The organism is Verrucomicrobiia bacterium (genome assembly GCA_035495615.1).
Lineage (GTDB): Bacteria > Omnitrophota > Omnitrophia > Omnitrophales > Aquincolibacteriaceae > DATJFP01.
The window spans coordinates 1-11,858 of sequence record DATJFP010000086.1; the positions used below are offsets into that span (position 1 = coordinate 1).

Annotated in this window: 12 protein-coding genes; 11 read left to right on the forward strand and 1 reads right to left on the reverse strand. The window is 58.3% G+C overall.

Annotation, left to right across the window (positions count from 1 at the left end):
* The coding region (locus tag VL688_11000) for a glycosyltransferase family 2 protein (protein HTL48574.1) at positions 1-693 on the reverse strand (693 nt) is incomplete at its 3' end.
* Positions 694-889: 196 nt separating this feature from the next.
* On the opposite strand from VL688_11000, the gene VL688_11005 reads away from it, so the two are divergent.
* The 11 genes from VL688_11005 to VL688_11055 form a co-directional block, all read left to right on the forward strand.
* Positions 890-2,242 (forward strand): NAD-dependent epimerase/dehydratase family protein, encoded by a 1,353-nt coding sequence (locus VL688_11005; GenBank protein ID HTL48575.1) that lies wholly within the window; start codon positions 890-892, stop codon positions 2,240-2,242.
* Between the two features lie 30 nt (positions 2,243-2,272).
* Positions 2,273-2,692, forward strand: coding sequence for a hypothetical protein (locus tag VL688_11010; protein ID HTL48576.1), 420 nt, complete (start codon positions 2,273-2,275; stop codon positions 2,690-2,692).
* 6 nt (positions 2,693-2,698) lie between these two features.
* Positions 2,699-3,427: an SDR family oxidoreductase gene (locus tag VL688_11015; GenBank protein HTL48577.1), complete on the forward strand. Its 729-nt coding sequence runs from the start codon at positions 2,699-2,701 to the stop codon at positions 3,425-3,427.
* A 14-nt stretch (positions 3,428-3,441) separates the two neighbouring features.
* Positions 3,442-4,743 (forward strand): class I SAM-dependent methyltransferase, encoded by a 1,302-nt coding sequence (locus VL688_11020; protein ID HTL48578.1) that lies wholly within the window; start codon positions 3,442-3,444, stop codon positions 4,741-4,743.
* Positions 4,744-4,747: 4 nt separating this feature from the next.
* Entirely contained in the window at positions 4,748-6,013 is a 1,266-nt protein-coding gene (locus tag VL688_11025) for an O-antigen ligase family protein (GenBank protein ID HTL48579.1), read from the forward strand.
* Between the two features lies 1 nt (position 6,014).
* Positions 6,015-7,832: a carbamoyltransferase gene (locus VL688_11030; GenBank protein ID HTL48580.1), complete on the forward strand. Its 1,818-nt coding sequence runs from the start codon at positions 6,015-6,017 to the stop codon at positions 7,830-7,832.
* Positions 7,833-7,834: 2 nt separating this feature from the next.
* Positions 7,835-8,257, forward strand: a complete 423-nt coding sequence (locus VL688_11035; GenBank protein ID HTL48581.1) for an SxtJ family membrane protein — start codon at positions 7,835-7,837, stop codon at positions 8,255-8,257.
* Between the two features lie 248 nt (positions 8,258-8,505).
* On the forward strand, positions 8,506-8,664 hold the full coding sequence (locus VL688_11040) for a DUF5989 family protein (protein HTL48582.1): 159 nt from the start codon (positions 8,506-8,508) through the stop codon (positions 8,662-8,664).
* An 88-nt stretch (positions 8,665-8,752) separates the two neighbouring features.
* Positions 8,753-9,781, forward strand: coding sequence for a glycosyltransferase family 9 protein (locus VL688_11045; protein ID HTL48583.1), 1,029 nt, complete (start codon positions 8,753-8,755; stop codon positions 9,779-9,781).
* A complete protein-coding gene (locus VL688_11050) occupies positions 9,778-10,893 on the forward strand; it encodes a glycosyltransferase family 1 protein (protein HTL48584.1) in 1,116 nt (371 codons plus the stop codon). The genes VL688_11045 and VL688_11050 overlap by 4 nt, the downstream gene beginning before the upstream one ends.
* On the forward strand, positions 10,890-11,858 hold a 969-nt coding region (locus VL688_11055), incomplete at its 3' end, for a glycosyltransferase (GenBank protein HTL48585.1). The genes VL688_11050 and VL688_11055, both read left to right, overlap by 4 nt.

The following is an 11,858-nucleotide window of genomic DNA, read 5'->3' on the forward strand; positions in this document are numbered from 1 at the left end:
GAAGGCATCCACGAGAGCATGCCCCATGATCTTCATGTTGAGGGAAGACTTGCCCCATTTGCGGCCGCGGTGGTTGGAGGGGACTTCCTTGATCTTGAAGCCCAGGTCATGGGCCTTGATGATGATTTCCGGAAGCATGAACAGCGACTTGGAGCGCATCTCGATGGACTGAATAAGGTCGCGGCTCCAGGCCTGCGACCAGTTGTAGTCGTTGACACGCAGCTTGAACATCGCGTTCAGCAGGAAAATGTAAATCACGGAAATGAAAAAGCGATGCAGCTTGTAGGCGTTGCGCTGCCAGCGCACGCCCAGGATCACGTCTGCGTGCTTGTCGCCCGTGGCCAGAAGCGGCTCCACGAACGAGGGGATTTCCGAGCAGTCGAATTCCTCGTCCGCGCCGATGTACATCAGGTAACGGCCGCGCGCCTTGGCCATGCCGTCCCGCATGGACTGGCAGTAGCCTTTGTTCTCGGGATGGAAAATGAACTGCGTACGCGGGTACTGGCGGCCGAGCTCTTCCAGGACGCTTTTGGTATTATCGCGGCTGCCGTCTTCGACGACGATCAGCTCCCAGTTCCATTCGGGATGACGCTCCAGGACCTCGTAGACGTCGCGGAAAACGCCCTTGATATTGAGTTCCTCGTTATAGACGGGGATGATGAAAGTAATGTCGGGATTCGAGGTTTGAGGCATGCAAAACGATAGTCAAACGGGGCGTTTCTGTCAAGAAAAAGCCCGGCGCCCCGCGGCGGCGGAATTCAAAGATGCTAGCGCGTGAGGGCCATCGCTTTTTTCCGGCTCAAATATTCTTGACAGATGCCGTTTTTGTATATACAAATAGGGGAACATTTTCGGGCTGTATATACAAATCCAACCCCAGGGAGACGCGATGCCAGCCAAAACAAAGGCCGTAAAAAAGAACGGGAGTCCCGCTGTAGCTAAGAGCGCCGACAATCAGCTCATTTCCATCCGCATTCCCAAAGACGTTCTCGAAAAGCTGCGCGGCGTGGCCGGGCAGAAAGGCGATATCGGCTACCAGCAGCTCATCAAGGCCTACATCGCGGGCGGACTGAACCAGGAAGCTCCCGAAGCTCTGGAAAAGGGGAAGGGCTCCGCCCTGAAAGAAACGCTTGCCGCGCTCGATACGCCGGTGATGAAGCCTGCCGCCTCGAAGCGCAAGCCGGCCGCGCGCTCAGGCAATTCCGAAGTCATTGCCGAAGACATCGCGAATCTCGCGGAGGCGCTCGAACCTTATCACTCGCTTTTCGAAGACCGCACCTTCCTGATCACGGGCGCTTACGGCTTCCTGGGCCGCTACATGGTCCAGCTGCTCAAGCACCTGAACGAAAAAGTCCTTCGCAAGAAAACGCATGCGCTTCTCCTCGATAATTTCGTGACCGGCTACGAGCAGCGCGTTTTCTCGGACAAGAACCTGGTCTTTCACCGCCACAACGTGATCAAGCCGTTCGAGACTTCCGAGCAGGTGGATTACCTCATTCACGCGGCCGGTATTGCGTCGCCCGCGTATTACACGAAGTTCCCGATCGAGACCATGGATGTGGGCACGATCGGCACGCGCAATATGCTCGAGCTGGCGTACCGCAAGGGCGTGTCGAGCTTCCTGTTCACGAGCTCAAGCGAAGTCTACGGCGATCCGGATCCGAAGCATGTTCCGACGAACGAAGACTATTACGGCAACGTTTCTATTACCGGGCCGCGCTCGTGCTACGACGAATCCAAACGTTTCGGCGAGACCATGTGCCTGGCTTACTGGCGCACGTTTGACGTGCCGGTCAAGATCGTCCGTCCGTTCAACGTCTATGGCCCCGGCATCCGCCCGGACGATTTCCGCGTGCTTCCCAACTTCATCGAGCACGCGCTGCGCAAGGAGCCGCTGCCGATTCACGGCGACGGCCGCAACACGCGCTCGTTTTGCTACATCAACGATGCCGTCGAGGCGCTGTTCCGTGTGCTTTTCGCCAAGGAAAGCGGGGAATCGTTCAACATCGGCAACCCGTATCCGGAAATTTCCGTGCGCGAGCTGGCGTACAAAGTGGCGGAAGCCATGCCGTTCAAGGTGGAAGTCGTGAACATCGACCCGCCGCACGCGGTGTACGCGCAGTCGGACCCGAAGCGCCGCTGTCCCGACATCACCAAGCTGCAGACGCTGACCGGCTTCAAGCCGAAATACAGCCTCGAAGAAGGCCTGCGCCGCACGATCCAATGGTTCAGCGAAAGCTAAACGAATTCTTCAAACCCATAAGGAGAAATCATGGAAACTATCCGTCACATTGATCCCGCCTTCGTCGACGCGCGCGGGGCGATCCACAATCTTTTCGAAGGACGTCTCGAGCATGTCGCCCTCATCACCTCCAAAAAGGGCACGGTCCGCGCGAATCATTACCATAAGGAAGACCACCAGTACATTTACCTCATCAGCGGCGCTTATGAAAGCCATTGCTTTCCCGTGGGCCAGCCGGAAAAAAAGCAGGTCCTTAACGTGAAGGCGGGCGACATCGTGGAAACGCCGGCGCTCATCGCGCACGCGCAGAAGTTCACGGAAGATTCCGTGTTCCTCGCCTTTACCACGCGTCAGCGCGAAAGCGGAAAATACGAGGAAGACACGATCGCTTATCCCGTCATCGAAGGCGCTTACCTCAACCAGAAGCTCAAACAAACGACCCCCGCCTAAAACGGCATGAACCGGAGCATCGTCATTACCGGAGCCACCCGGGGATTAGGGCTTGCCCTGGCCCGCCGCTTTCTCGCGGCAGGCGACAAAGTCTTCGGCATCAGCCGGACCCGCGGGCGCTGGGCCGAAGTGCGGCGGGACTCCCCGAACCCCGCCAATTTCACGCTTCTCCAGTGCGATCTTACTTCGGAAGCGGAGATCAAGGCCTGCGTCAAAAAAATCCTCAAGGCCGGGGTTCCGGATATCCTCATCAACAATGCCGGGGACGGCACGCGCCTGGCGCGGGTGGAAAACATCACGCTCAAGGAATACGAGCATTCCCAGGCCGTCAACCTGACGGCCGCTTTCCTCGTATGCAAATATTTCCTCCCGGCGCTGCGCGCTAAAAAGGGGGCGCGGATCTTCAATGTTTCTTCCATGGCGGGAGTTCGCGCGGTCCCGAATCTTTTTTCGTACTCGGCCGCCAAATTTGGTATCATGGCGCTCACGCAATGCCTTGCCAAGGAAAACACGGACGCCGGGATCGAGTGCCTGACCGTGTGTCCCGGCGGCATGAAGACGTCCATGCGCGCGTCGCTTTTCGGCCGCGAAGACGCGAAGAAACAGCAAACACCCGATTTTGTCGCGGGATTGATCCTGGACCTGGTGGAACGGCGCCTGCCCGCGGCCAATGGAAGCGCGGTGGTGATCCGGCACAGCCGGCTCTGGTCGATCATTCCCATGCCGGACGCCTAGCACGAGAGGTTTTAATGACAGCAAGCGATGCTTACCGCAAGCCCAAGTGCCGTTACTGCGAAGCGCCCCTCGGCCAGCCTTTCCTGGAGCTGGGGGACATGCCGCTCGCCAATTCCTACGTCGCGCCCGCGGACCGCGATCAAGAGGAATTCACCTGCCCCCTCAGCCTTGTCCTCTGCGAGCGCTGCTGGCTTGTCCAGCTTTCGCACGTCGTGCCGCCGGACCTGATGTTCGCGCATTATCTCTATGTCAGCTCCACGACCCAGACTTTCCGGGATCATTTCGCCGCTTACGCTCAGTCCGTGGCCCAGAAACTGACCTCGGTCCAGAACCCCCTCGCCGTCGACATCGGAAGCAACGACGGACTTCTGCTTTCCTGCTACAAGAAGGCGGGCATGCGCGCCGTGGGCGTGGACCCGGCCAAGAACCTGAGCGAAGCCGCCAACAAGCAGGGCCTTACCACGATCAACGCGTATTTTGGGAAAGATTCCGTCGAGCAGATCCTGCGCGAGCACGGCCCGGCACATGCGATCAGCGGCAACAACGTGTTCGCGCATATCGACGACATCCACGACGTGCTGCGCAATGTGACACGTCTTCTCGACCCGAAGGGGCTTTTCGTGATCGAGTTTCCTTACCTCGCCGTCATGCTGGACGAAATGCTGTTCGACATGATTTACCACGAGCATCTTTCCTACATCGGCGTGACACCGCTCGCTTTCGTCCTGGAAAAGTTCGGCCTCGAGATTTTCGACATCAATCTTGTGCCCTCGCACGGCGGATCGCTGCGCGTGTTCATCCAGAAGAAAAACGGGCCTCATGCCGTGACGGACGCTCCGGCCCGGTACATGGAAAAGGAAAAGAAAGAAGGCTTCCTGGGCACCGCGCGTTACAACGAATTTGCGGCCAAGGTCATGCAGGTCCGCGATGACTTCCGGACGGTGGCGCTGACGGCCAAGGCGCGCGGACAGCGGCTTGCGGGCTACGGCGCGCCGGCCAAGTGCAGCACGCTGGTCAATTTCTACGGCTTGGGGGCCGAAGAGATCGCCTATGTGGTCGACGACAATCCGCTCAAGCAAAACCTTCTCGTGCCCGGGATGAAAATACCCATCGTGCCGAGCGCGAGGCTGAACGAAGACCCGACCGACTTTGTCGTCATTTTTGCGTGGAATTTCGCGCGCGAGATCCTGAAAAAAATCGGCGTCCTCGAAGAAAGGGGAGTGAAGTTCCTTTTGCCTCTTCCCGTGCCGGGCGCCGGCGGTGCCAACCGTTTTGAAATTAGGGCCAAGCAAGCCGACTTGTCCCAAACCCGATAGGACCATGCGCTTACCGGTTTCCGACCGTTTTGCCGATGTCGCGTTCTATGCCCTGGCCGTCCTGTGGGCGGCGCTCGCGTTTTCGCCCGCGCTCGCGGAAATCGCTTTTACCGTGGCCGTCCTGGCCTGGCTTGTTTACCGCCTGTCCCTGCGCCGCATGCCGCTGGAAGGCCTGGACCGCAGGGCCGCGCTCCTTCTTCTCGGCTACGTCCTCATCGTTATCCTGTCCTATTTCTGGTCGGAATACCCGCGGCAGAGTTTCCGCGGCCTCATTAAAGTAGTCAAACACGTGATGATCTTCGTGATGAGCGCGGATCTTCTCACCCTGCCGTCCCGCCAGAAGATTTTCGAAAAAGCGGCCATCCTGATCTTTGGCCTCATCGTGCTGAACGGCTTTTACCAATACCTCAGCGGCTCGGACCTTCTCCGCGGATTTCCACTCCAGGATTCCAAGGCCGGACCGCGGGTTTCTTCTTCCTTCAAGACCTACGGCTTGTTCGCTTCCTATTTATTGTCCTGGACCGGTTATGTCGCGGCCGTGGGCTCGTCCCGGTTTCCACGGTTTTCGTTTTACCGCATGGCCGCGCTTTTTATTGCCGTAGCCGCGGCGGTGCTTTTGTTCAAGACGCGCTCCCGCGGGGCCATGCTGGCCTTTGCAGGCGGCGTTTTCGTCATGCTCGTCCTCAAAAGAAAATTCCTGATTCTCGGCATCTTTGCCCTGGTCCTGGCCGCGGGCATTTCGAGGCTGCCGCGTACCATGCTGATCCATCTGGACATCCATGAGCGGGAACAATCGCTGGTCGAACGCTACCATCTCTGGGACAGGGCGCTCCAAGTCATCGTGGCCAAGCCGCTTACCGGCACGGGCATCAATACCTATGCCCAGGCCCATCAGAAATACGACAAGCGGAAAAACTGGCGCGTGAAGAACTATTACGCGCACAACGGCTATCTTCAGGCTGCCGCCGAAACCGGTCTGGTCAGCCTGGCGTGCCTGCTCGGATTTTGGGGTTTGCTCATTGTCGACACGTACCGGAAGATGCGCCGCAGGCCGGATCCCGGCGAGGGATGGATTTATGACGGCGTATTCGCCGGCGTGCTCATGTTCTTGTTTTTCATGGCCGTGGACACGGTCTTTCACAACCCTCAATCCGTCATGTCCTTCTGGTTTACACTCGGTCTCCTTTACGCTTACGCCAATCCCGCCGGATCGCAAGACTTGCGTCACGGCTTACCGCTCCGGCCCGAACCTCCGGCCGAAAGAACCTAAAATGAACATTCTCGGAATTTCGGCGTATTACCACGACAGCGCGGCCTGCCTGGTGCAGGACGGCAAAATCATCGCCGCAGCGCAGGAAGAGCGGTTTACCCGCAAAAAACACGATGCGGATTTTCCGTCCAAAGCGGTGGAATATTGCCTGAAGACGGGCGGCATCAAGGCGGCCGACCTGAACCTCGTGGTCTTCTATGACAAGCCGCTGGTCAAGTTCGAGCGCCTTCTCCAGACTTACATGCAGTACGCGCCGCTCGGCCTGCCTTCTTTTATAAAGGCCATGACCACGTGGATGAAACAAAAGCTTTGGATCAAGGACGCCATCCAGAAAGAGCTCGAAGACTTTAAAGGCAAAATCCTGTTCACGGAACACCATGAATCGCACGCGGCTTCGGCCTTTTTTGCGTCGCCTTATCAGGAAGCGGCGGTCCTGACTATGGACGGCGTGGGCGAGTGGGCGACCGCGAGCTACGGCGTGGGCGAAGGCAACAAAATCAAGCTGCTGGAAGAAATCAATTTCCCGCATTCGCTGGGCCTCTTGTATTCCGCGTTTACCTATTACACCGGCTTCAAGGTCAATTCCGGCGAATACAAGCTGATGGGTCTGGCCCCGTACGGCGAGCCGAAATACAAAGACCTCATCCTCCGCGAATTGCTGGACTTGCGGGAGGACGGCTCGTTCAAGCTCAACATGAAGTATTTCGATTATCCCGCGGGCCTCAAAATGACCAACAAGGCGTTTGACGCGCTTTTCGGCGGACCGCCGCGCGCCCGCGAATCCAAGCTTACGCAAAAGGACATGGACATCGCGCGCTCGATTCAGGAGGTGACGGAGGAAATCGTCCTTCGCATCGTGCGCCACGTGCACCGCAAGACCGGCAAAAAAAATCTCTGCCTCGCGGGCGGCGTCGCGCTCAACTGCGTGGCCAACGGCAAAATCCTGAAGAACGGACCTTTCGAAAATGTCTGGGTGCAGCCGGCGGCGGGAGATGCGGGCGGAGCCCTCGGCGCGGCCCTGTTCGCGTGGTATCAATACCAGAACAACCCGCGCCAGGCTCAGGGCATCGATTTCATGCAGGGCGCACTTCTCGGGCCCGGTTTTTCGAACGGGGAAATCGAAGCCTTCCTCAAAGCCGAAAACATCCCGCACGTTTTCGTGCCGGACGCGGAGCTTGCCGGCTGCGTCTCGGACCTGATCGCGAACGAAAAAGTCATCGGCTGGTTCCAGGGCCGCATGGAATTCGGCCCGCGGGCTCTGGGCGCGCGCTCGATCCTGGGCGATGCCCGCTCGGAAAAAATGCAGGAGGTCATGAACCTCAAGATCAAATTTCGGGAAAGCTTCCGTCCGTTCGCGCCGGCGGTCCTGCGCGAAAGAGTTTCGGATTATTTTGAGATGAACGCGGACAGCCCGTACATGCTCATGGTCGCGCCGGTCGCGAAAAAAATCTGCCGTGAGATGACCGAAGAAGAACAGAAGCTTTTCGGCATCCACAAGCTCCTGCGCAAGCGCTCGGATCTGCCGGCCATCACGCACGTGGACTACTCCGCGAGAATCCAGACGGTCACGCCGCGGGAAAACCCGCGCTTCCACGCCCTGCTGAAAGCCATGGACGACAAATACGGCTGCCCGGTCGTGATCAACACCTCGTTCAACGTGAGAGGGGAGCCGGTCGTGTGCACGCCCCAGGACGCATACCGCTGCTTCATGCGGACCAACATGGACTATCTCGTGCTCGGCAACTACATCCTCGAAAAGAAAGACCAGAAACCGCTCGGCAAAGACGTGGACTGGCTCAAAGAATTCGAACTGGACTGATCATGACACTTCTCGAAGAAATCAAAAAAATCGATACATCTCCCAAGAAGCTGAAAGAATTCGGCCGGCTCGTCGGCGGTATTTTCGCCGTGCTTGGCGCCTTTGTGGTCTGGCGAGGGCATCATCCGGAAACAGGCAAGGTCTTCCTGGCCGTGTCCGTCCTGCTCCTGGTCCCGGGCTTTGCGTTTCCTTCGGTCCTGAAAATCCCTTACCGGCTTTGGATGGGGCTGGCGCTGGTGATCGGCGCGGTCATGTCGCGCGTCATCCTGACACTTGTTTTTTTCCTGGTCCTGACGCCGCTGAGCCTGCTGGCCAAGCTCAGGAAAGAGCACCTTCTCGACCTGGTCTACTCCAAGGACAAGGAAACCTACTGGGAAAAGAAGGAAAACGCCGAAAATCCCCAGAGCTACGAGAGACAGTACTAGAGGTCATTTCGCAAGGAGTGGCTGCGTGTCGAAACGCCATAGACTTCGGCTGACTTCGTTGCGTTGTATCGACGATGCGTTTCGGCATCGTCTGCTTCACGCGCCTTGTCATCCTCGTCTCTGACGTTTCTTGGACTTGACCACCCCTTACGAAACGACCTCTAACCTTTTTACCATTTATTTCAGGCCGTTTTTTTGCTATCTTGGTGCCACTTTTCACCATCCGGAACAAAGAAAGAGAGAGGGCCATGTCCAGGTTTGAACTGCTGAACGAGTTCTGGCAATTCCTGAAAGTCCGCAAAAAATGGTGGCTGGCGCCCATCCTGATCACGCTGGTCCTGCTCGGCGCGCTCATCATTTTCACCCAGAGCTCGGCCGTGGCCCCTTTCATCTACACCCTGTTCTAACCGGCACTCCGTGCTGCGAAACCGCTATCTGTTCAAAGCCTGGCCCAAACGACTGGCGGCATTGCTTTTCGATGCGGCCGGAGCCCTCGTGTTTTTTTCCGTCCGCGCCAGGGCGGCTTCTTACGATCCGGCCCGTGTCAAAAAAATCCTGCTCGTTCGCCTTGATCATGTGGGCGACCTTGTCATGACCTTGCCTGCCGCCGCGCGCGTCCGGGGGTTTTTCCCGAATGCAGAAATTCACTGGCTGATTCCCACGTCTTATGAACCGCTGCTCCGGCCTTTCGCGCAAAAATGGAATTTGAAACTCATTTCTTACCAGCACAATTGGTTTGCACGGGAGCAGAAGTCCGGTGAATCCTGCCGCGAGGCGAAAACCCTTATCCGCCAATTCCAAAAAGAAAACTACGATCTCGGCATTGATTTCCGCGGCGACTTGCGGAACATCCTTCTTCTCTGGCGCTCCCGCATTCGGTTCCGTGCGGGCTACGGCGCAACCGGCGGCGGATTCCTGCTCACGCATCAGCCTGAACATGACCGCGGCGCGCACCCTTCGATGCTGTCGCGGCGATTGCTTGAATCGCTGGGCATCCCGGGCGAACTCCATCCGGTGCCGCTTGTCCGGGATCCGCAGATGCCGGAGGGGCTGCGGGAATGCAAAAGCCTCGGGCATAAAATACTGGCCGTTCATCCCGGCGCGGCGCATGTTGAGAAGCGCTGGCCGCAGGAACGTTTCGACGCGCTGATCGCCGGCGTCCGGGAAAAAGACTGGGCCTGGGTCGTCATCGTGGGGGATGCTCGCGACAAAGAAGAAATCGCATTGCCCCGGGCTTTGAAAAGCGAGGGCGTGCTGGACATGCGCGGGAAAATCCCGCTTCACGAATTGCCCGCGCTTTTGTCGGGCGCGGACCTTTTCGTCGGGAATGATTCCGGCCCGGGCCACATCGCGGCCGCCCAGGGCGTGCCTCTCATTTCCATTTTCTCCACCGTGAACAATCCCGAAGCCTGGAAACCCTGGAGCGAGAAACTGCGTCTGATCGCGCGGCCGCTTCAGGAAATCACGGTGGGTGAGGTCCTCGAGGCGGTGCAGAGCCTGCTCGGGGCCGGGAGCAGGACATGAACCCGCGCCGTCTGGCCCTTGATGCCCGCATGGTGCGCCATACCGGCATCGGCACTTACCTCCGCGGGATCCTGGGCAGCCTTCGCCGCAATGGCAAATTAAAAAAAATCGACATCGCGCTCCACGGGCCGGCCGAAGCGCTCGAGGCTTTCCGCGAAGCCGAGATCCTGGATTTCCGCGCTCCGATTTACTCCCTGAAGGAACAGGCGGAATACCCGCGGCGCCTCGCGGGCTGCCGGCTCTGGCATGCGCCGCATTACAACGTGCCGCTCTGGAAAGGCGAGACGCGGCTGGTGGTCACGGTTCATGATTTGATCCACTGGATTTTCCGCAAAGATTATTTCTCACCGCTCCAGGCTGCGTATGCCGGGATGATGATGTCCCGTGCCGTGAACGGTTCGGACCATATCATCGCGGTTTCGGAAAATACAAAAGAAGACCTGATCCGGCATTTCAAGGCGCCGGCGAAAAAGATCACGGTCATCCACGAGGCCGTGGACCCGGACTTTTGCGTTCCGGGAGACCCGGCCGGCACTTTGAAAATCCGCCAAGGCCTGCACGTGCCGCCGGAATATTTCCTGTACGTGGGCTCGCTGAAGCCGCATAAGAACGTGCTCTGGCTGATCCGGCTCTTCCGCAAGCTTCATCAAGAGAAGAAATTAAAGTCCCCGCTGGTCATCGTGGGGCGCAAGGACAAAAAATACCCGCCCGAGTTCCGCGAGCTGCAGGATCTGGTTTCGGATCCCGTGGTCCTTCATCTGACCGGCGTGGGCGACGAGGCGTTGCCCGCGCTTTATGCGGGCGCACTCGCCTTGGTTCATCCTTCGCGCTACGAGGGCTTCGGCCTGACCCTTTTGGAAGCCATGGCCTGCGGCACCCCGGTCCTTGCCGTCCGGACGTCGTCGATTCCGGAGGTGGTGGGCGAGGCCGCCTGCCTGGTTGATTCCTTTCAGGATCATGATATGATGCAGGCACTGTGCCGGATGGAGCAGGAACCGGCGATGCGCAATGAGCTTACGCTCAAGGGGAGGCAGAGGCTGGAAAACTTTTCCTGGGATCAGGCGGCCGCCAAAACTCTTGAAGTCTACGAAAGGGTCTTGTCCAAGCCATGAAAGTTGTCCTGGTCCATGACTGGCTGATTCACATGCGGGGAGGGGAAAGGGTGCTGGAAAGCCTTGCGGAGCTTTATCCGGACGCGCCGATTTACACGTTGTTCCACGACCGGGCGAAGCTCAGCCCCTCGCTCCGGGACCGGGTCATCCATTCGTCTTTCCTTCACCATCTTCCCGGCATCAAGCGCTACTACCGCTGGCTGCTGCCGTTTCTGCCCCAGATCATCAAGACCCTTGGCGCCAAAGAAGCGGATCTGGTCCTGTCGACTTCCCATTGCGTGGCCAAAGGCGTGCCCGTGCCCCAAGGCGCTCTCCATGTTTGCTACTGTCATACGCCCATGCGCTACCTCTGGGGCTTTGGCGAGGATTATTTCGGGAACATGCCGTTTTTCCTGAAGCCGGTCATTTCCTGGATCCTGTCCTGCCTGCGGGGCTGGGACGTGAACGTCAACAAAGGCGTGGATTATTTCATCAGCAACTCGCACAACGTGGCCGAACGCATCCGCCGTTACTACGGACGCGAATCCGAAGTCATTCATCCGCCCGTCGACACCCGTTTTTTTCATCCGGTAGCTTCCGGCGAAGATTTTTATCTCGTGGTCTCGGCTTTCGTCCCTTATAAAAAAGTCGATGTCGTGATCCAGGCTTTCAATGAGCTCGACCGGCCGCTCAAGATCGTCGGCGCCGGCCCCCTGGAGCAGGCCTACAAAAGCCTGGCGAGCGCCCCCCAAATCGAATTCCTCGGCTCGGTGTCCGACGAAAAGCTACGGGAGCTGCATTCACGCGCGCGCGCGCTGATTTTTCCGACCGAAGAAGATTTCGGGATCGTCCCGCTCGAGGCGCAGGCCTGCGGCACGCCGGTTATCGCGCTCAAAAAAGGCGGCGCGCTGGAAAGCGTCAAGACCGGCCTTTTTTTCGAAGAGCAGACGGCGGAATGCCTGCGGGAAGCGGTTAGGCGATTCGAG

What these genes read in the sequence shown, in the direction of transcription:
- VL688_11005 (HTL48575.1), top strand. Translation starts at nt 890, where the DNA reads ATGCCAGCCAAAACAAAGGCCGTAAAAAAGAACGGGAGTCCCGCTGTA.
- VL688_11010 (HTL48576.1), top strand. Translation starts at nt 2,273, where the DNA reads ATGGAAACTATCCGTCACATTGATCCCGCCTTCGTCGACGCGCGCGGG.
- VL688_11015 (HTL48577.1), top strand. Translation starts at nt 2,699, where the DNA reads ATGAACCGGAGCATCGTCATTACCGGAGCCACCCGGGGATTAGGGCTT.
- VL688_11020 (HTL48578.1), top strand. Translation starts at nt 3,442, where the DNA reads ATGACAGCAAGCGATGCTTACCGCAAGCCCAAGTGCCGTTACTGCGAA.
- VL688_11025 (HTL48579.1), top strand. Translation starts at nt 4,748, where the DNA reads ATGCGCTTACCGGTTTCCGACCGTTTTGCCGATGTCGCGTTCTATGCC.
- VL688_11030 (HTL48580.1), top strand. Translation starts at nt 6,015, where the DNA reads ATGAACATTCTCGGAATTTCGGCGTATTACCACGACAGCGCGGCCTGC.
- VL688_11035 (HTL48581.1), top strand. Translation starts at nt 7,835, where the DNA reads ATGACACTTCTCGAAGAAATCAAAAAAATCGATACATCTCCCAAGAAG.
- VL688_11040 (HTL48582.1), top strand. Translation starts at nt 8,506, where the DNA reads ATGTCCAGGTTTGAACTGCTGAACGAGTTCTGGCAATTCCTGAAAGTC.
- VL688_11050 (HTL48584.1), top strand. Translation starts at nt 9,778, where the DNA reads ATGAACCCGCGCCGTCTGGCCCTTGATGCCCGCATGGTGCGCCATACC.